At 64.8% G+C, this 19829-nt stretch carries 13 protein-coding genes; 1 reads left to right on the forward strand and 12 read right to left on the reverse strand.

Going from position 1 to position 19829, the window contains the following annotated elements:
* Positions 1-71: 71 nt before the first annotated feature.
* Genes RSE12_04160 through xdhA form a run of 4 tightly spaced genes read right to left on the reverse strand, consistent with a single transcriptional unit; the run spans position 72 to position 6307 of the window.
* Positions 72-1628, reverse strand: a complete 1557-nt coding sequence (locus tag RSE12_04160) for an ABC transporter ATP-binding protein (GenBank protein WRH63535.1) — start codon at positions 1626-1628, stop codon at positions 72-74.
* Positions 1625-2563, reverse strand: coding sequence for a xanthine dehydrogenase accessory protein XdhC (gene xdhC, locus RSE12_04165; protein ID WRH63536.1), 939 nt, complete (start codon positions 2561-2563; stop codon positions 1625-1627). The genes RSE12_04160 and xdhC overlap by 4 nt, the downstream gene beginning before the upstream one ends.
* Positions 2556-4868, reverse strand: a complete 2313-nt coding sequence (gene xdhB / locus RSE12_04170) for a xanthine dehydrogenase molybdopterin binding subunit (GenBank protein WRH63537.1) — start codon at positions 4866-4868, stop codon at positions 2556-2558. The genes xdhC and xdhB overlap by 8 nt, the downstream gene beginning before the upstream one ends.
* Entirely contained in the window at positions 4865-6307 is a 1443-nt protein-coding gene (gene xdhA, locus RSE12_04175; protein ID WRH63538.1) for a xanthine dehydrogenase small subunit, read from the reverse strand. The genes xdhB and xdhA overlap by 4 nt, the downstream gene beginning before the upstream one ends.
* Before the next feature lie 245 nt (positions 6308-6552).
* Between xdhA and dnaE the strand changes: the two genes are divergently transcribed.
* Positions 6553-9999 carry a DNA polymerase III subunit alpha gene (gene dnaE / locus RSE12_04180; protein ID WRH63539.1) on the forward strand — a complete coding sequence of 1149 codons (3447 nt, stop codon included), beginning with the start codon at positions 6553-6555 and terminating at the stop codon, positions 9997-9999.
* On the opposite strand, the gene RSE12_04185 is transcribed toward dnaE, so the two are convergent.
* From RSE12_04185 to RSE12_04220, 8 genes are read right to left on the reverse strand one after another with little or no spacing between them, the layout of a single operon-like run.
* Positions 10000-10749 carry an SDR family oxidoreductase gene (locus tag RSE12_04185; protein WRH63540.1) on the reverse strand — a complete coding sequence of 250 codons (750 nt, stop codon included), beginning with the start codon at positions 10747-10749 and terminating at the stop codon, positions 10000-10002.
* Position 10750: 1 nt separating this feature from the next.
* The gene (locus RSE12_04190; GenBank protein WRH63541.1) at positions 10751-11473 is read right to left on the reverse strand and encodes an SDR family oxidoreductase; all 723 of its coding nucleotides are present in this window, start codon (positions 11471-11473) and stop codon (positions 10751-10753) included.
* Positions 11470-12393, reverse strand: a complete 924-nt coding sequence (locus tag RSE12_04195) for a LysR substrate-binding domain-containing protein (protein WRH63542.1) — start codon at positions 12391-12393, stop codon at positions 11470-11472. Before RSE12_04195 ends, RSE12_04190 begins: the two co-directional genes overlap by 4 nt.
* Before the next feature lie 7 nt (positions 12394-12400).
* A complete protein-coding gene (locus RSE12_04200; GenBank protein WRH63543.1) occupies positions 12401-13609 on the reverse strand; it encodes an FAD-binding oxidoreductase in 1209 nt (402 codons plus the stop codon).
* Positions 13606-14427, reverse strand: coding sequence for an NAD(P)-dependent oxidoreductase (locus RSE12_04205; protein ID WRH63544.1), 822 nt, complete (start codon positions 14425-14427; stop codon positions 13606-13608). The genes RSE12_04200 and RSE12_04205 overlap by 4 nt, the downstream gene beginning before the upstream one ends.
* The gene (locus RSE12_04210; protein WRH63545.1) at positions 14424-16058 is read right to left on the reverse strand and encodes a hydantoinase B/oxoprolinase family protein; all 1635 of its coding nucleotides are present in this window, start codon (positions 16056-16058) and stop codon (positions 14424-14426) included. The genes RSE12_04205 and RSE12_04210 overlap by 4 nt, the downstream gene beginning before the upstream one ends.
* Positions 16055-18151, reverse strand: a complete 2097-nt coding sequence (locus RSE12_04215) for a hydantoinase/oxoprolinase family protein (GenBank protein WRH63546.1) — start codon at positions 18149-18151, stop codon at positions 16055-16057. The genes RSE12_04210 and RSE12_04215 overlap by 4 nt, the downstream gene beginning before the upstream one ends.
* On the reverse strand, positions 18151-19815 hold the full coding sequence (locus RSE12_04220; protein WRH63547.1) for a thiamine pyrophosphate-binding protein: 1665 nt from the start codon (positions 19813-19815) through the stop codon (positions 18151-18153). Before RSE12_04220 ends, RSE12_04215 begins: the two co-directional genes overlap by 1 nt.
* Between the last annotated feature and the right edge of the window lie 14 nt (positions 19816-19829).

A 19829-nucleotide genomic window follows, 5' to 3' on the forward strand; every position in this document is an offset into this window, starting at 1 on the left:
TGACGTTCTGGCTTGGGTGGTCGACCTGCCGCAGGCAGCGACCGCCCCCTGCGCGGGCAAAGGATGGGGGATCACTGGCCCACATGTGCCACCTCCATCCCATGCGCGCCGCCCATCATCAGGCCGATCTCATCAATCGTCAGCCCCTCGACAGGGCGCGGCTTTGTCAGCCGCCCGGTGTTCAGGGCGGCGAAGTTGTCGGCGATTTCCAGCAGTTCATCCAGATCCTGACTGATCACCACCACGGCCGCGCCTTCTGCCGCGCGGTCAAGGATCGCCTGCCGGATCGACGCCGCCGCCGCCGCATCGACGCCCCAGGTGGGTTGGTTGATGACAATGACGCTGGGCGATTGCGACAGTTCCCGCCCGACCACGAATTTTTGCAGGTTCCCCCCCGACAGCGCCCGCGCCGCGACATGGGTGCCGGGGGTGCGGACGTCGAAATCTTTCACGATTTCGGCGGCAAAGCGCCCGGTGGCGGCCCAGTCGATGAAGCCGTTCTTCACCAGCGCCTTGCGCACCACGCCCGATAGCAGCGCATTTTCCACAAGGCTCATGTCGGGTGCAGCGGCATGGCCCAGCCGTTCTTCGGGCGCGGCAACAAGCCCCGCCGCGCGCCGCGCGTTTGGCCCCGTGGCCCCCATCGGCTTGCCGTCGATCTTCACGGCGCCCGGGTCGGTGCGCAGTTCCCCCGACAACGCCAGCAGCAATTCATCCTGCCCGTTGCCTGCCACGCCCGCGATGCCCAGCACCTCGCCCCGCGCCACGCGGAAATTGACGTCCTTCAGGCTCATGCCAAAGGGGATGGGGGAGTTCACGGAAAGCCCTGTCACCTCCAGCGCGGTATCGCCCTTGGGCAGGGCGGCGCGGGCGGGTGGGGTCAGCGTCGCACCGACCATGAGTTCGGCCATTTCGCGCGCCGACCGGTCGCGCGGGGTGCAGGTTGCCACCACCTTGCCGCGCCGCAGGATCGTGGCCTCATCACATAGCGCGCGGATCTCTTCCAGCTTATGGCTGATATAGAGGATCGCTGTGCCCTCAGATGCCAGCTTGCGCAGGGTGGTGAACAGGATGTCCACCTCTTGCGGAGTCAGCACGCTGGTGGGTTCGTCCATGATCAGCAGCTTGGGGTTCTGCAAAAGGCAGCGGATGATTTCCACGCGCTGGCGTTCGCCCGCCGATAGATCGCCCACCATCCGGCCGGGATCGAGCGGCAGGCCATAAGCCTCGCTCACCGATTTGATGCGGCCGGCGAGTTCGCGCATGGGGGGCGGGTTCTCCATGCCCAGCGCCACGTTTTCGGCGACGCTCAGCGCCTCGAACAGGCTGAAATGCTGAAACACCATCGCCACGCCAGCGGCCCTTGCGGCCTTTGGCTCCGACGGTTGGTAGGGCTGGCCGCGAAAGCGCATCTGGCCGCTGTCGGGTTTCACAAGGCCATAGATCATCTTGACCAGCGTGGATTTGCCCGCACCGTTTTCGCCCAGCAGGGCGTGAACCTCGCCCTCGGCGATGCTGAAGGACACGTCGCTGTTGGCCACCACGCCGGGATAGGCCTTCGTCACGCCGATGACGGCCAGAAGTTCCTTATTCGTAACCGTCTCTGTCCCCGTCTTTGTCCCTGTCATCCCGCGTTCTCCTGTCGTGACGCGTTGTTTTTTCCGTGTCGAAGAAAGGCCATTGCGACGCCCACAGCGATGGCCTGCGGATGTTTGCCAAGGCCGGGGTCGCCGATGGGGCAATCGATGCGCGCGATGGATTGCGGGCTGTGGCCCAGCCCCGCCAGTCGCGACCGGAACCGCGCCCATTTTGTTGCCGAACCGATCAACCCGCAGGTGGCGAACCCGTGACCCAGCAGACGGTGGCAGAGTTCCAGGTCCATCGCATGTGAAAAGGTAAGGATCAAGTGTTCCGCCCGCGCCGGGGCATCTGCCACCAGCGCTGCCGGATCGGGCGCGGAGCGTGCTGTCACATTCGGTGGCAGCGTTGCGGGAAAACGCTCGGCGGCGATATCCAGCCAGGTGATCGCCACGCCGGGCAGGGGGGCCAGCACATCCACCAGTGCGCGGCCGACATGACCTGCGCCCCAGATCCAGACCTCACGCTCGGCCCGGGCGAGGGGTTCCACCATCCAGCCTTGGACCAGCACCGCCCGTGGGGCCACGCCTTCGCCCCGCGCCCGCGCCAGCAGGCGCTTGACGGATAGGGGCATCGCGCGGCCGTCGGCCCTGCGGGCGATGACGCCTGCCTCTGGTTGCGGCAGGTTGGCGGTATCGAAAACCTCGGTCAGCACGGTAACCGCGCCGCCGCAACATTGGCCCAGCTTTGGCCCCAATGCCTCACGGTCCAGCCGCGTGCCGCCTGCGGCCAGCATGGCGCGGGCGCGGGTCGTGGCATCCCATTCCAGCGCGCCGCCACCGATGGTGCCGGATTGCCCGCCCTGCCAGACCAGCATCGCCGCCCCCACCTCGCGCGGGCTGCTGCCATCATGGGCGGCAATCACCACGCGGGCGACAGGCCCATGGGCCGCGATGGCGGATTGCAGGGCGGAGAGGTCAAACATGCCCGCGCACCCGTTTCACGGCGGCCAGCACCCGCTCTGCCGTGGCAGGCGCGTCGAGTGCGGGGTAGACTGACCCATCCCCGCAGGCGGCCACGGCATCAGACAGGGCATAAAGCGCGGAAATGCCCAGCATGAAGGGCGGCTCTCCCACGGCCTTGGATTTGCCGACGGAGTTTTCGGGGTTGGGGCGGCCCCAGAGGGCCACGTTGAACACGCGGGGGCGGTCGGAACAGGCGGGGATTTTGTAGGTGCTGGGGGCATGGGTCGCGAGGCGACCCTTGCCGTCCCACACCAGTTCCTCGGTCGTCAGCCAGCCTGCGCCCTGGACATAGGCGCCTTCGACCTGCCCGATATCCAGCGCGGGGTTCAGGCTGTTGCCGGTATCATGCAGCAGATCGGCGCGCAGGATGCGGTTTTCGCCTGTCAGCGTGTCGATCACCACTTCGGTCACCGCCGCGCCATAGGCGAAGTAAAAGAAGGGGCGGCCTGTGCCGCGCATCCTATCCCACACAATCTTGGGCGTGGCGTAAAAGCCTGTGGCCGACAGCGACACCCGCGCCTGATAGGCCCACATCACCACGCGGGCGAAATCATAGCTTTCCCCGGCCACATGCACCGCGCCATCGGCAAAGCGAACCTTGGCAGCGGGGACCTGATGTTTTTCACCGATGAAATCGGCCAACCGCGTACGGATCGTTTCCGCCGCCGCCTGCGCCGCCATGCCATTGAGATCAGACCCTGACGAGGCGGCAGTGGCCGAGGTGTTGGGCACCTTGGCCGTATCCGTGGCAGTGATCTTGACGAGGTCCGTTCCCACGCCGAACACGGCCGCCACTACCTGCGCAACCTTTTGGAACAAACCCTGCCCCATTTCGGTGCCGCCATGGTTCAGGTGGATCGACCCGTCTTGATAGACATGCACCAACGCCCCCGCCTGATTGAGATGGGTCAGCGTGAAGGAGATGCCGAATTTCACCGGCGTCAGCGCCAGCCCACGTTTCAGGATCGGGCTGGTGGCGTTCCAAGCGGCGATATCGGCCCGGCGCTTCTGGTAATCGCTGGTCTTTTCCAGTTCGGCCACAAGGTCATGGCCGGCGAAATCCTCGACCGGCATATGATAGGGGGTGGATTGCACCCGGTGTGACTCTGGCCCCGGCTGGCCCATCGGGCGATAGAAATTCGCGCGCCGGACGACCAGCGGATCACGGCCAAGGGCGTGGGCGATGTGATCCATCACCCGTTCCACGCCCACCATCCCCTGCGGGCCACCGAAACCGCGAAAGGCGGTGGCGCTTTGGGTGTTGGTTTTCAGGCGGTGGCTTTCGATACGGATGTCCGGCAGGTGATAGCAGTTGTCGGCATGCAGCATGGCGCGGTCGGCCACGGGCAGTGACAGATCCTGCGCCCAGCCACAGCGGAACAGGTGGGTGAATTCCAGCCCCGTCACACGCCCCTGATCATCAAACCCGGCGCGGTAGAGGATGCGCAGATCGTGCCGCTTGCCGGTGATCATCATGTCATCGTCGCGGTCATAGCGCATCTTGGCCGGGCGGTTCAGCCGGGTGGCCGCGATGGCGCAGGCAATGGCCAGCGCGTTGCCCTGGCTTTCCTTGCCGCCAAAGCCGCCGCCCATGCGCCGCACCTCAACCCGGACCGCATTCATCGGAATATGCAGGGCGTGGGCGACCTTGTGCTGAATCTCGGTCGGGTGCTGGGTGGAGGAATGGATCAGCACATCACCGCCTTCCAGCGGCAGGCAGGCGGCGACCTGACCTTCGAGGTAGAAATGTTCCTGACCACCCACCTCGAACTGGCCTTCGACCATGTGGGGCGCGGAGGCCAGCGCAGCGGCGGGATCGCCCTTTGTCCAGACGACGGGGCCTTGTTCGAACCGGCTGTTGGCCGCCAGCGCGTCATCGACCGTGAGCAGGGCAGGGAGTTCCGCATAGGTGACCTTGGCCAGACGGGCCGCGCGGCGAGCGGCTAGGTGGCTGTCGGCCACGACCATGAAGATGGGCTGTCCAAGGTAATGGACCCGGCCCGTGGCCAGAAGCGGTTCGTCATGGACCGAGGGGCTGCAATCCGGCATCTCGTCGAAATCCGCCGATGACCAGACTGCAACGACACCGGGAGCGGCGCGCACGGCGGAAAGGTCTATCGCCGTGATATCGCCATGCGCAATGCTGGACAGGCCAAAGGCCAGATGCAGGGCGTTGGATGGAAGCGGGATGTCATCCACATAGCGCGCCTGTCCGGTGACATGCAGCGGGGCCGCGTCATGCGGGAGGGATTTTCCCATGGTCATGGCGCGACCTCCAGCACCGACACTGGGGCGCCGTTCAGATCGTGGAAATAGCGGATCAGCAGGTTCGTCGCCGTTTCCAACCGATAGCCCGCGCTGGCGCGCATATCGGAGAGCGGGGTGAAATCCTGCGCAAAGACGGGCAGGGCGGCGGTAACTGTCGCCTCTGTCCAGGGTTGGCCAATCAGGGCCTGTTCGACATGGGCGGCGCGTTTCGGGATGCCCGCCATGCCACCAAAGGCAATGCGGGCAGAGGTGACGCGGCCATCGGTGACGGTGATGTTGAAGCAGCCACAGACGGCCGAGATGTCCTGATCAAAGCGTTTGGAGATCTTGTAACAGCGCAGGGCGGGGGCCGTTTCGGGGAAGCTGATCCCGGCCACGAATTCACCGGGGTGGCGGTCCTGCTTGCGGTAGTCGAGGAAGAAATCCTCCAGCGGGATGGACCGCATGTCATCGCCGCGGCGCAGGTGGAGCGTCGCCCCCAGCGCGATCAGCGCGGGCGGGCCATCGCCGATGGGCGAGCCGTTGGCGATATTGCCGCCGATGGTGGCGGCATTGCGGACCTGTTCGCTGGCGTAGCGGCGCAGCAGTTCCGCGAAAGAGGGCAGGCGTGCGGCCACCGCCGCGCGCAGCGCGGCGATGGTCACGCCTGCGCCGACATGCAGCATGCCGCCCTGAACCTCGATCTGTTGCAGGTCGCGCATCCCGTTGAGGAAGGCGACAGGTTTCAGGTCGCGCAGCTGTTTGGTGACCCACAGGCCAACATCGGTGGCCCCGGCAATGAGCGTGGCATCGGGATGGGCGAGGTACCAATCTGCCAGTTCGTCCGAGGATTGGGGTTGGAAGGCCGAGGGGACATCCGTCCCCCCGGACCCGCCGGGCGTTTTCTCCTGAAGGGTGGAGGCTGCGGAGGCGTTGTCTTTGGGTATTTGGGCCAAGATGAAGCGGCTGTCGTCTTTCATCCAATCCGGCACGGGGGCGGATTCGGCGGCCTGCGCCGCGCGGATGATCGGGGCATAGCCGGTGCAGCGGCACAGGTTGCCCGCCAGCGCATCGTCATGGTCGGTCTGGCCGTTCAGATGGGCCACCGCCATCGACACCACAAAGCCCGGCGTGCAGAAGCCGCATTGTGACCCGTGATGAGTGACCATGGCCGCTTGCACCGGGTGCTGCGTGCCATCCGGCGCGGCGATGCCTTCGACGGTGCGGACGGCCTTGCCCGCCAGTTGCGGCAGGAACAGAATGCAGGCATTCAGCGCGCGGCTGCCATCCTCATCCGTCACCATCACGGTGCAGGCACCGCAATCGCCTTCATTGCAGCCCTCTTTGGTGCCGCACAGGCCGCGCCCGTCGCGCAGCCAATCGAGAAGTGTCCGCGTCGGGGGTTCCCCCGTGACGCAAACCGGCGTTCCGTTCAGCAGAAACGCGATCCCGGCCATGTCTCAACCCGCCGCCTTCTCCCCGTTCGAGGCGTTTTGCGTGGCCGCCCGATGCGGCGTAAAGCGGGCCACGCGCCCCATGCCCCCCGTTATCCGGTTCGGGCCTGTATCCTTTCTATCAGTGAAGCCCGCCGCCTTGCCACATGGCAAGAAGAACCTTTTTGCATATCGCGGAAGCAGTTTCGTCTTTTGCCGAAAGAAGGGGCGGCCTTTCCCTGCGCCTGACGCTTCGCTAGGCTGTGACCATGTCCAGCATTCCCCGATTCATTCATCTGCGCGTCCATACCGAACATTCGCTTCTGGAAGGGGCGATCCCGGTCAAGAAACTGGTCAAGCTCTGCGCCGCGGCAGAGATGCCCGCCGTGGCGGTGACCGATACCAACAACATGTTCTGCGCGCTGGAGTTTTCGGTTTTGGCCAAGGATGCCGGGCTGCAGCCCATCGTGGGGTGTCAGGTGGCGGTGGCCCATGATCCGGCCCAGCCGGGGGAAAAGCTGCGGATGCCCGCACCGGTGGTGCTGCTGGCACAGTCCGAAGCGGGCTATATGAACCTGATGAAGCTGAACTCCTGCCTGTATCTGGACAAGGGCGGGCAGCTGAATCAGGTCACAGTCGAGGAGTTGGAGCGGTATTCGTCTGGGCTGATCTGCCTGACGGGCGGGGCGGATGGTCCGGTGGGGCGGTTCCTTCAACAGGGGCAGGGCGCCAAGGCGCAGGCCTTGATGGACCGGTTGGCTGCCTGTTTCGGGGACCGGCTTTATGTGGAATTGCAGCGCCATCCGGGTGAGGGCGGGCGCCTGACAGAGGCCGAGGCCGCAACCGAGCGCGGTTTCGTGGAAATGGCCTATGCGATGGGCTTGCCGCTGGTGGCGACCAATGATGTCTATTTCCCCAAGGCGTCTATGTACGAGGCGCATGACGCGCTGATCTGTATCGCCGAAGGGGCCTATGTCGATCAGCAGCACCCTCGCCGCCGCCTGACGCCACAGCATTACCTGAAAACCGAAGCAGAGATGTGCGCGCTGTTCGCCGATCTGCCGGAAGCGTTGGAGAACACGGTCGAGATTGCGCGGCGCTGCGCCTTTATGGCGCATAAGCGCGCGCCGATCCTGCCGCGCTTTGCCGATGATGAGGTGCAGGAATTGCGCCGTCAGGCCAATGAGGGGTTGCAGGCGCGGCTGGCGATCATCCCCCATGCCGCGACGGTGGAAGAGTATCAGGCACGGCTGGATTTCGAGCTGGGCATCATCGAAAAGATGGGGTTCCCCGGTTACTTCCTGATCGTGGCCGACTTCATTAAATGGGCCAAAGACCATGGTATTCCCGTGGGGCCGGGCCGCGGGTCGGGGGCGGGCAGCCTTGTGGCCTATGCGCTGACTATCACGGACCTTGATCCCCTGCGCTATGCGCTGCTGTTTGAACGGTTCCTGAACCCCGAACGCGTGTCGATGCCCGACTTCGACATCGACTTCTGCATGGACCGCCGGGAAGAGGTGATTTCTTACGTTCAGGATCGCTATGGCCGCGACAAGGTGGGGCAGATCATCACCTTCGGCGCGCTGCTGTCCAAGGCCGCCGTGCGCGATGTGGGGCGCGTTCTGCAACTGCCCTATGGGCAGGTGGACCGGCTGTCGAAGATGATCCCGCTGGAGGGGGTGAAGCCCGTCTCGATCACCAAGGCGCTGGCCGATGAGCCGCGCTTGCGCGAGGCGGCAAAGGAAGAGGTGGTGGGTCGCCTGCTGACCTATGCCGAACAGATCGAGGGGCTCTATCGCAACGCATCCACCCATGCCGCCGGTGTGGTGATCGGGGACAGACCGCTGGATGAGCTGGTCCCGCTTTATCAGGACCCGCGGTCGGATATGCCCGCCACCCAGTTCAACATGAAATGGGTCGAGGCGGCGGGGTTGGTGAAGTTCGACTTTCTGGGTCTGAAGACGCTGACCGTGATCCAGAACGCGCTGGACCTGCTGGCCCTGCGCGGGGTGACGCTGGATATCAGCCTGATCCCACTGGATGACACGCCGACCTATGAGCTTTACGCGGCTGCCAAGACGGTTGCGGTGTTTCAGGTGGAAAGTTCGGGGATGATGGATGCGCTGCGGCGCATGAAGCCCACCTGTATCGAGGATATCGTGGCGCTGGTGGCGCTGTATCGCCCCGGCCCGATGGAGAATATTCCCACTTATTGCGAGGTGAAGAACGGCCTCAAGGATCTGGAATCCATCCATCCCACCATCGACCATATCCTGGCCGAAACGCAGGGCATCATCGTCTATCAGGAACAGGTGATGCAGATCGCGCAGGTCATGGCGGGCTATAGCCTTGGCGGGGCCGACTTGCTGCGCCGCGCGATGGGCAAGAAGATCGCCGAAGAGATGGCCAAGGAACGGCCCAAGTTCATCGAAGGCGCGAAGGCCACCCACAATATCGACGTCAAGAAGGCGGGCGAGGTGTTCGACCTGCTGGAGAAGTTCGCCAATTACGGCTTCAACAAATCCCACGCCGCCGCCTATGCGGTGGTCAGCTATCAGACGGCTTACCTCAAGGCGAACTACCCGGTCGAGTTCATGGCCGCCGTGATGAACTGCGATATCCATCTGACCGACAAGCTGGCCGTCTATAAGCGCGAGGTGGACAAGCTTGGCCTGACCACGGTGCCGCCTTGCGTGAACCGGTCGCTGGCGACCTTTACGGTGGTGAACGGCCAGATCGTCTATGCTTTGGGCGCATTGAAGAATGTGGGCGTCGAGGCGATGAAGATGATCGTCGAGGCGCGGCGAACCGATACGGGCGAACGCCCCTTTGCCACCCTGTTCGATTTTGCGCGGCGGGTCGACCTGAAACGCGTGGGCAAGCGGCCGCTGGAGATGCTGGCGCGGGCCGGGGCCTTTGACGCGCTGGATGCCAACCGCGCGCGGGTGTTCGAGGCTCTGGATGCGCTGGTGGCCTATTCCGCCGCGATCCATGAGGCGAAGGGATCATCGCAGGTGTCGCTGTTTGGCGAGGCGGGCGCGGATATCCCCGAGCCCCGTCTGGCCGGGCGCGGCGATTGGCTGGCGACAGAACGGCTGGCGCAAGAGCATCAGGCGATTGGCTTCTACCTGTCAGGCCATCCGCTGGATGATTACATGGGTGCCCTGCGGCGTATGGATGTGAAGACGCTGGCCGAGGTCACGCGCATGGCTGAACAGCGCGGCACTTGCGTGGTAAAAATGGCGGGGTCCGTCTCGGCTAGGCAGGAACGCAAATCGGCCAAGGGCAACCGGTTTGCCTTTGTCGCCCTGTCCGATCCGACGGGGCTGTATGAGGTGACGGTGTTCTCGGACGTGCTGGAGGCATCGCGCGATCATCTGGAACCGGGGCGCAACATCGTGCTGACGGTGCGGGCAGACCCGGACGGGGATTCGGTCAAGTTGCTGGCCAATGCGGTGCAGCCCATCGATTCCATGGCCGCCGAAGCGGGGGCATCGGATCTGCGCATCCACCTGAACCGGGCCGAGGCGGCGGGGTCGGTGGCGGCGCTGCTGTCCAAGCTGGAAGGGCGGGCCAAGGCGCAGATCACGATTTGCGTGCCGGATGACACGGGCTGTGAGATCGACGTGATCCTGCCGCAACCCTATCCCGTGACGCCCCAGATCAAGGGGGCGATCAAGGCCATGCCCGGCGTGTTAATGGTCGAGGAAATCTGATCAGGCGTAAATGTAGCCGCCTGACACGATGATGTTTTCGCCTGTCATGTAGGTGTTGCGCGGCCCGCCCGCCATCAACACCCATTCCGCCATCTCGCGCGGCTCGCCCCCACGGCCCAGCGGGCTGGCCTTGGCCAGTTCCGGCAGGAACCCTGCCGCGCGGGCCTTGTCTGTGGCCATCCCGGCGGGGGCGACAGAGTTCACCAATATGCCATCCGGGGCCACCTCTTGCGCCATGCTGCGCGTGAGGCTGACGACGGCGGCCTTGGTCGCGGCGTAATGGGCGTTCTGCGGGTGGGCCTTGAACGCATCGACCGAGGTGATGTTGACGATCCGCCCGCGCACCGGACCGCGCAGGTCTTGCCCCCGCATCTGGCGGATCGCGGCGACCATCATGTGATAGCTGCCTTTCACGTTGATGGCGTTGGAGGCATCCCAATCGGCATCCGTGATCTCAAGGATCGGTTTGCGCGGGTAGATCGCGGCGGAATTGATCAGCGTGTCAACGCGGCCCAGCTTGGCCGCCACTTCGGCAAAGGCGGCATGGGCGGCTGGCGCGGTGCGGATGTCGCATGTGGCAAAGGCGGTGGCGATGCCTGCCGCGCGGGCGGGGGCAAGGGCGGCCTCGGCGGCTTCGCCGTTCAGGTCGATGATCCCGATGCCCGCTGCGCCCTCTGTCACGGCCATATCGGCCAGCAATGCGCCAAGGCCCGCCCCACCGCCGACGATGACAATCCTCAGGTCCTTCATGCTAGCGGTCCTTTACCTTGGCCCCTGTGGCGGTGGCCTGATGCGTGGGAAGAATGTCGAACCGGGCGACATCCACATGGGGCGGCAGGGCCAGCACGGCCATGACCATGGCGGCCACATCCTGCGGCTGCACCGCGCCGCCGCCCGCATACATCGCCGCGCGTTGACCTTTGGGGAGGATGTCGCGGTAGAGCCCGGTTTCCACGCGGCCTGCCACGATTTCCGTCACCCGCACGCCAGAGGGGGCCATGTCCAGCCGCAGCGACCCGGCAAAGCCGCCAATGGCGGCCTTGGTCGCGGAATAGACGGCGAGGTTGGCAAAGGGCGCGTGTCCGGCTGTTGAGCCGGTAAAGAAGACATGCCCCCGGCCCCGGTCGCGCATCCCCGGCGTGATCATCCGCGTCAGCGCCAGAACGGCGGTCAGGTTGGTGGCGATGGTGCGGTCGATGTCGGCCTCGGTCATATCCGGGAAGGGCACGAGCGGCGGCATCATCCCGGCATTGTTCACCAGCACATCGGGGGTTAACCCCTGTAATGCAGCGCGCAGGGCGGCGCGGTCGGTCAGATCAACCTGCACCGCCGTGACGCCTTCTTCGCGCGACAGCGCCTGAAGCGCCGCAGGATCGCGGCCAAGGGCAGCCACCTGATAGCCCGCATCGCGCAGGGCAAGGGTGATGGCGCGGCCAATGCCGCCCGTCGCCCCGGTGACAAGCGCCTGTTTCATGGTGTCACCCCCTCTGTCGCCCAATCCTCGGCTTCGACCCAGTCACAGAAAGCGGCGATCTGTTTCACGCGGCGGTGCGATTTCGGCACCACCAGATAGAAGCCCGGCACCTGTTCGGCGGGCATCCCGGCCATGACCCCGGTGCCAAAGGGCGCGACAAGTCGTCCCGAGGCAAGGTCTTCGCCCGCATCAATGCTGGAGATCAGGCCGACGCCCAGACCCGCCAGCGTGGCACGGCGCATCGTGGCGGCATCCTGAAACCGGATCGCGCGGGTTTCCACCGCCAGCGCCACACCCAGATGCGCCAGCACATCGGACCAAAGCCCGTGATGCAGGATCGGGTGCAGCAGCGTTTCTGCCAAAAGGTCAGCAGGGCGGTGCAGCCTGCCCGCAATTTCCGGCGTGCAGCAGATCACCTTCAGGTCGCGCAACAGCAGGCTGGAGTCATGCGGTTTCCACCCGCCAAAGCCCCATTGAATGGCCACATCCACATCATCCCGGGCGAAATCCGGCAGATCGACCATCGTGGTAAGGCGCAGATCGGCGTCAGGAAGGATATCGCGGAACCGTGCCAGACGATCCAGCAGATGGCGGGTGGCGAAATAGGGGCTGGCATTCACATTGATGCGGTTGCGCTGGGTGCTGCGGGTGACGCGGCGAATGCCTTCGCCGATTTCATCAAACCCCGCATTCACGAAATGCGCCAGCAGGATCGCCTGCTCGCCCGGTTCGATGCTGCGCCCTTTGCGTTCGAACAGGGTCACGCCAAGCGCATCTTCCAGCCCCCTGATCTGCAGGCTGACGGCCTGAGGTGAGACCAGCAATTCATCCGCTGCCGCGCGAAAGCTGCGATGCTGCATCACCGCCTGAAAGACGCGCAGCGCGTTGAGCGAGGGCAGGCGGAGCGGGCGATCGGTCATGGCGGGTTCAGATCACAGCCTTTTCAAGGAAGGGGCGGCCTTCGACAATACGCTCATACCCGACTTCGGACAGGTCCAGCGTGCGATAGCCGTTATGGATGATCAGTTCCGCCACGCCCCGCCCGGCGGCGGGGGATTGCTGCAAGCCGTGGCCGGAATAGCCGTTGGCAAAGATGAAATTTCGCACCTCGGGGTGGCGGCCCACGATCAGGTTGTGGTCAAGGCTGTTGAAATCGTAATGGCCCGCCCATTGGTTGACGACCTTGATCGCCTCGAACGCAGGGGAGCGGGCGGCAAGGGCGGGCCAGATGATTTCCTCGAATTCCTCATAGCGGGGTTCGAAATCATCCCAATCCACCGCCGGGTCATGGGGGGGTGAGGCACCCGTCAGGAAGAACCGGCCTTCCGGGCGGCAGAACACCCCGGTCGGATCAATCATCAGGGGCAGGCGGCCATGGTTCACGGCGGCGCTGCCTTCGGGGGTTTGCGCGCAGTCGAACACGAAAGACGTACGCTTGCGCGGTTCCACCGGCACATCCAGCCCCGCCATCCGCGCCGTCAGCGCCGCACGCGGGCCAGAGGCGTTGACGATGGTGCCAGCGCCGATGACCGCGCCGGATTTCAGGCGAACACCCGTCACCCGGTCGCCTGTGCGGTCGATCCCCACCACCTCATCCGTCACGTACTCAGCGCCCTGCGCGCGGGCCTTGGCTTTGAAGCCGTTCATCAGTCCGGTGTTGGAAAACCACCCCTCGCCCGACCGGCCATAGGACGCGAGGCGGATGTCATCCACGTTCAGATGCGGAAAGGCGCGATGCAGTTCTGCCTGATCCCACAGCACCACATCCGCACCGCATTCGATCTGCACATCGTGGTTTTCGCGCAGGGTCTGTTCCTGCGTTTCCGTGGCAGCAAGGAACAGATAGCCGCCCTGATGAAAGTTCAGATCGGGCGGTGCCTCGCCTGCCACCTGCATCGTTCGCGCGAAATCACGGATGAAGGCAGAGCCGAACTGGCTGATCTTCACGTTGATCGGGTTGGAAAACTGCGTGCGAATTGACGAAGAGGACAGCGAGGTGGAGGCAAAGCGATAGGTAGGATCGCGCTCCACCACCAGAACGGAGCCGCGGAAATCGGGGTTGGCGGTCAGGAAATAGGCGACCGATGATCCGATGACGGCCCCGCCCACGATGACCACATCGTAATGCGGCTTCATTTTGCGGCCTCATCATCCGGGTGGCCCAGATCGACGAACCAGCCCCCCAGATGTTGCACGGCGGGGGCTTTGGGATCAGGGATTGGCGTCTTCGCCTCGACCCCAGCGCGATAGGGTTCGGTATTGTCTTGCGGGAAATAGCCAAGGTGATCCGCCAGCCGGTTATCGACCGGTTTCACCGCGTTGTCCGACATGCCGAAAGACACCGTAAACCCCACGCGTGGCGCGGTCAGGGCGGCAGTCACCAGACGGATGCAATCCTCGTAGGATAGCCACGACCACAGCATTCGCCGATCCGCCGGTTCGGGAAAGCTTGAAAAGATGCGCAGGGCGGCGGTCTCAACCCCGAACTTGTCCCAGTATAGTCGGCCCAGATCTTCGACAAAGCATTTTGACAGGCCATAGAGGCTATCCGGGCGATGGGGGCTTTCTGCATCAATCTGATCTTCCAGCCGATGGTAACCGATGGCGTGGACGGAGGATGCATAGACGATGCGCCCCACCCCAGCCTTCCGCGCGCCTTCATAGATGTGATAGCTGCCCCGGATGCTGGAATTCAGCACCTCTTCCCAAGGGCGTTCCATCGGTGCGCCGCCAAAATGGACGATGGCATCCACCCCTTCGCACATGGCATGAACCGCAGCCTCATCGGCCAGTTCGGCGAGGAAGGCGGATTCGTTGGGTTGCAGATCGTTGATGGCGACCCGGTCTGTCAGGCGCAGATGGCGGGCAAGGGGCGCAAGGCCACGGCGCAGCTGGGTGCCAAGGCGGCCTGCGGCACCGGTGATGAGGATCGTGTCAAAGGGCGGGGTGGTCATTTGGTCTCTCCGGTGGCGGGTGCCGTCACATAGCCCTTGATGCGGTCGGCCTGCCGGTCCTCCGCGCTGCGCTGGGCGGGGTCGCCAAAGCCGCCGCCGCCTGGCAGATGCAAAATCAGCTTTCTCCCCGCCGGAACATGCTGCCAGCCCTTGGGTTTCAGAACCGTCCCATCATCCAGCGCGACGCGGCCCGCCGCCCCCGGCCCGCCGCCATCGCGGCCCTTGGCGGGATGGTTCACACGGTCGAACATGGCGGAAAAGTCGAACTCATGGCCCGGTGCGGGTTCAATCTCGATGATCTGGCCAAGCCCGCCGCGATGCGCGCCATCGCCGCCGCTGTCGGGGCGCAACTCCTTGCGCCAGATGGTGATGGGGCCGGTATGTTCCGTCGCCTCGATCGGCATGGTCATCACGCCGGACGGGAAGGCCGTGGCCGACAGGCCATCCAGCCCAGGCCGCGCGCCCATGCCGCCCGAGTTGAACATCAAAATCTCGGCCCGCCGCCCGGCCTGCCCGGCCACCGGGCGCACCGACATGTGGATGTTCCACAGCGACGCCGCCCCTTCGGCCAGCACCTGCCCCGGCAGGGCCTTGGCCAGCGCGCCCAGCACAAGGTCGGGCACCAGATGGCCGATGACATGGCGTACGGACACGGGCGCAGGGCGCGGCGCGTTCAGGATGTTTTCGGGGGACGAGATGGTGAAGGCCTGCAAAGACGCCCAGTTGTTGGGAATATCCGGCGCGATCACACATTTCAGCGCATAGGAGGCATAGGCCTTGGTATAGATCACAGGCACGTTGATGCCCCAGCGGCTGACCGGGGCGCTGCCGGTAAAATCGACATTCACCGCATCGCCCGCCACCGACACCCGCGCCACAAGGCGGACGGGTTCATCATAGCCATCCGTATCCAGCACATTGTCCCATGCCCCCTGCGGCAGGGCGCGGATGCGGTCCAGCGTGGCGGCGCGCGTGCGGGCAAAGATGAATTCCCCCAGCGCATCCAGCGAAGGCAGGCCGATTTCCTGCATCATGCCCGTAAGGCGGCGATGGCCCACATCATTGCAGGCGGCCAGCGAATAGAAATCCCCCACCACCTGATTGGGTTCGCGCACATTGGCGCGGATCAGGCGCACCAGATCGGCATTCACGACGCCCCGTTCGGCAAATTTCATGATGGGGATCTGGATGCCTTCCTCATAGACCGACTTGCCATCCGCCCCGAACCCGCGCCCGCCCACATCCACCACATGGGCGGTGCAGGCAAAGAACCCCACCAGAGTTTCCCCAAGGAATGAGGGTGAGACCATCGTGATGTCATGCAGGTGGCCGGTGCCCTTCCACGGGTCATTGGTCACATAGGTATCGCCGGGGAACATGTTGGCGCGGCCGATTTCTTCGATGAAATGACCCACCGCCTCGGCCATCGTGTTCACATGGCCCGGCGTGCCGGTCACCGCCTGCGCCAGCATCCGCCCCTGCGGATCAAACACGCCCGCCGAAAGATCGCCCGCCTCGCGCACGCTGGTGGAAAAGGCAGTGCGAAGCAGGGTCATCGCCTGTTCTTCCACGACCGAGATCAGGCGGTTCCACATGACCTGCATCCGGATTTCCATCGTAGAGTCGCTCATGGCGTCACGTCCTTGCGGAGGAGGAGGAGGGAGCCGTCATCCTGCATCACCGCATCAAAGGGCGCGGTGACAACGGTGGCGGTTTCGCGTTCGACGATCACGGCGGGGCCAATGATGCGGGCGCCGGGTGAAAGGGCGCCGCGGTCATGGATCGCGGAGGGCAGGGCACGGCCAGCGGTCGGGTCAAAGACCGCGCGGGTTTGCGACGGGGCAACGGTGCCGTTGCCCATGGTCAGGGTCTGGCGCGGCGGCGCGGGGCGTTCATCCTGCGCCTTGACCGACCAGGTGACGACCTCGATCTCCAGCCCGTCCAACCCGTCGATGGCGCGACCGAAGAAGCGGGCATAGTTTTCGCGGAAGGCCGTTCGCAGGGTGGGGATGTCATCGGCGGTGAAAGGTCGGTCTGGCAGAGGAACCGGGATTTCCCAGCCCTGACCGACATAGCGCATGAAAGCGGTGATCTCGCGATGCACCACGCCCGCGCTGCCGGCGCGGACAAAGCCTTCGGCAGTGGCGGTGAGGTCGGCCAGCATGGCATTGACCCCCGCGATATCAAAACGCGACAGGCGGGTCACCTTGGACATCAGCGCCTCATACCCGAAGGGCGCGCGCAGAAAGCCGATGGCAGAGCCCACCCCCGCGCCGGGCGGCACAAGGCAGCGGTCGATGCCCAGCTTTTCGCACAGCCGCGCGGCGTGCAGGGGGGCGGCCCCGCCGAAAGCGATCATCATGTTGTCGGCGATATTCTTGCCGTTCTCGACCGCATGGACGCGGGCGGCATTGGCCATGTTTTCATCCACCACCTCGCAGATGCCAAAGGCCGCAGCCTCGACCGGCAAGGACAGGCGGTCGCCCACATCGCGGGTGATGGCGGCTTTGGCTGCAGCGGGCGACAGGCGGATCGCCCCGCCTGCGAAATTTTCAGGGTCGATCTTGCCCAGCACCAGATCGGCATCGGTGATGGCAGGCCGATCACCGCCGCGCTGATAACAGGCAGGGCCGGGTTCCGATGCGGCGGATTCCGGGCCGGTCTGGATGCGGCCCATGCTGTCGACCCAGGCGATGGAGCCGCCGCCTGCGCCGATCTCGATCATCTCGATCACCGGGATAGAGATGGGCATCCCCGATCCCTTGGCAAAACGGGTGGTGCGCGCGACCTCAAAACTGCGGGCGGTTTTCGGGGCGAAATCTTCGATCAGGCAGATCTTGGCGGTGGTGCCGCCCATATCGTAGCTGACCACCCGGTCCAGCCCAAAGCGCCGCGCGACGTCGGCGGCGAAGATGGCCCCGCCGGCGGGGCCGCTTTCCACCAGACGCACCGGAAATTCGGCGGCGGTGTCCACATCGATCAACCCGCCGCCGGAATGGATCATGTAGACCGGGCAGCCCGCCCCCATGTCTGCCAGCCGGATTTGCAACCGCTTCAGGTAATCGGCCATTTGCGGGCGGACATAGGCATTGGCGCAGACGGTGTTGAAGCGTTCGAATTCCCGCATCTGGGGCGAGACTTCGGAAGAGATGGAGATCGGCACCCCCACCTTGGCGGCGATGATATCCCGCGCGCGGCGTTCATGGGCGGGGTTCATGTAGGAATGGATGAAACCGATGGCCACCGCCCCATAACCGCCTTTGGCGATGCGGTCGGCCAGCGTTGCCAACGCGGCCTCGTCCAGCGGGGCCAGTTCCTGCCCTTCGGCCCCGATGCGGCCTGAGACGGTGAAGCGATCCTCACGCGGGACAAGCGGCGCGGGCAGGCGGATATTCAGATCGTACTGGTCAAAGCGGTTTTCCGTCCGCATTTCCACCACATCGCGAAAGCCCTCAGTCGTGACAAAGGCCGTGCGCGCGCCGCGCCGTTCGATCAGGGCGTTGGTGGCCAGCGTGGTGCCGTGGATCACGATTTCCAGATCGGCCGGGGTAAGCCCGGCCTCGCCCAATAGCAGGGTGATGCCGTCAAGGATGGGTTGTTCGGGGGCGGTGTAATCGGTCAGGATCTTGGTGGAATGCAGCGTTTCGCCCACCTCCAGCACGATATCGGTGAATGTGCCGCCGATATCGGCACCAAGCCGGACGGGGGGGCGAGCGGGGGACATCAGGATTTTTCCTTTGCCGCAAGGGCGTTGGCGCGCATCTGCGACAGGGTCACCCGCGGGGTGATTGCCTCGGCCGAAATGTTCAGGTCCAGCACCGCCCCGGTTTTCGACGCCAGCGCGCGGGCAAAGGCGGCGGGGAAATCGGCGGTCGTGTCCACCCGTTCGGCATGGAACCCATAGGCGCGGGCGAGTGCGCTGAAATCCGGGTTTTCCAGATCGGTGCCGGAGACGCGGGCCGGGTAGTTGCGTTCCTGATGGGCGCGGATGGTGCCGTAGGTGCCGTTGTTCAGGATCAACACGATGGGCTGCGCGCCCGCCTGCATGGCGGTGCCAAGCTCTTGGCAGTTCATCTGAAAATCCCCGTCGCCCGCAAAACAGACCACGGTCCGTTCCGGATAGGCAACCTTGGCCGCGATGGCGGCAGGCAGGCCATAGCCCATTGCGCCGGATTGCGGCGCCAGCAGCCGGGCCTTGCGCCCGAACTTGAAGAATTTGTTGGGCCAGACGGTGAAATTGCCCGCGCCATTCGTCAGGATCACGTCATCGGGCAGGATCGCGCGCAGATGGGCGGTAACGGCGACCATGTCGACCGGCGACGGCTGCGCGGGGGCGTCAAAGCTGGCCTCATAGCCCGCGCGCGCGGTTTCGCGCCACGCGGCCCAGGACCCGGAAACCGGGGAAAGCGCGGCTGCAAAGGCGTTGGGCCCGGCCTGAATGCCAAGGATGGGTTGATAGATCTTGCCAATCTCGCGGTCTGATGGGTGGACATGGATCAGCCGCTGTTTGGGAACCGGCACGTCCAGAAGGGTATAGGCATCGGTTGTCATCTCGCCGAAACGGACGTTGATCGCGAGGATCGTGTCGGCCTCAAGGATAAGCTTGCTCACATGGGGCGGCATGCCCACCCCAGCCTCGCCCGCATAGACCGGGGAATGGTTGTCGAAGCGGTCCTGAAAGCGAAAGGCGGCGATGGTGGGGATATCGGACGCCTCGGCAAAGGCCTGCATTGCTTGCCGCCCGGTATCCGTCCAGTTGCAGCCGCCCAGCAGGATCAGGGGGCGTTGCGATGCGCGCAGCAGGGCCAGCGTATCCGCCATCGTGGCGGCATCGGGGGCCGGTTCACGGATCGTGGCGGCGTGGGCCAGCGGCGCGGTGTCGGTAAGGGTGGTCAGCATATCTTCGGGCAGTGCGATCACCACAGGGCCGGGGCGGCCGGACAGGGCGGTGATCCTTGCCCTTGAAAGCACTTCGGGAATCCGGTCGACATGGGTGATCTCTGTCGCCCATTTCGCCATGGTGCCAAAGACGGCGCGGTAGTCGATTTCCTGAAACGCCTCACGTCCCAGCATGTCAGTTCCGACCTGACCCACGAAGATGATCATGGGGGCGGAATCCTGCATCGCGGTGTGAATGCCGATCGAGGCATTGGTCACCCCCGGCCCGCGCGTGACCATGCAGATGCCGGGGCTTCCTGTCAGCTTGCCCCAGGCGGCGGCCATGAAAGCGGCGCCGCCCTCATTCCGGCAGAGCGTGAAATCCAGCTGACCGCCCGTATCGTGCAGGGCATCCAGAACGGCAAGATAGCTTTCCCCGGGCACGCCAAAGGCGCGGGTCGCGCCAAGCGCCACAAGCGATTGCACCAGAAGCTGGCCGCCATTCTGCATCGGGCATTCCTTTC

Source organism: Fuscovulum sp., assembly GCA_035192965.1.
GTDB lineage: Bacteria > Pseudomonadota > Alphaproteobacteria > Rhodobacterales > Rhodobacteraceae > Paragemmobacter.

Bases quoted from the DNA above. Each gene is read 5' to 3' on its own strand.
- RSE12_04160 (WRH63535.1), bottom strand. From the start codon at position 1,628: ATGACAGGGACAAAGACGGGGACAGAGACGGTTACGAATAAGGAACTT.
- xdhC (WRH63536.1), bottom strand. From the start codon at position 2,563: ATGTTTGACCTCTCCGCCCTGCAATCCGCCATCGCGGCCCATGGGCCT.
- xdhB (WRH63537.1), bottom strand. From the start codon at position 4,868: ATGACCATGGGAAAATCCCTCCCGCATGACGCGGCCCCGCTGCATGTC.
- xdhA (WRH63538.1), bottom strand. From the start codon at position 6,307: ATGGCCGGGATCGCGTTTCTGCTGAACGGAACGCCGGTTTGCGTCACG.
- dnaE (WRH63539.1), top strand. From the start codon at position 6,553: ATGTCCAGCATTCCCCGATTCATTCATCTGCGCGTCCATACCGAACAT.
- RSE12_04185 (WRH63540.1), bottom strand. From the start codon at position 10,749: ATGAAGGACCTGAGGATTGTCATCGTCGGCGGTGGGGCGGGCCTTGGC.
- RSE12_04190 (WRH63541.1), bottom strand. From the start codon at position 11,473: ATGAAACAGGCGCTTGTCACCGGGGCGACGGGCGGCATTGGCCGCGCC.
- RSE12_04195 (WRH63542.1), bottom strand. From the start codon at position 12,393: ATGACCGATCGCCCGCTCCGCCTGCCCTCGCTCAACGCGCTGCGCGTC.
- RSE12_04200 (WRH63543.1), bottom strand. From the start codon at position 13,609: ATGAAGCCGCATTACGATGTGGTCATCGTGGGCGGGGCCGTCATCGGA.
- RSE12_04205 (WRH63544.1), bottom strand. From the start codon at position 14,427: ATGACCACCCCGCCCTTTGACACGATCCTCATCACCGGTGCCGCAGGC.
- RSE12_04210 (WRH63545.1), bottom strand. From the start codon at position 16,058: ATGAGCGACTCTACGATGGAAATCCGGATGCAGGTCATGTGGAACCGC.
- RSE12_04215 (WRH63546.1), bottom strand. From the start codon at position 18,151: ATGTCCCCCGCTCGCCCCCCCGTCCGGCTTGGTGCCGATATCGGCGGC.
- RSE12_04220 (WRH63547.1), bottom strand. From the start codon at position 19,815: ATGCAGAATGGCGGCCAGCTTCTGGTGCAATCGCTTGTGGCGCTTGGC.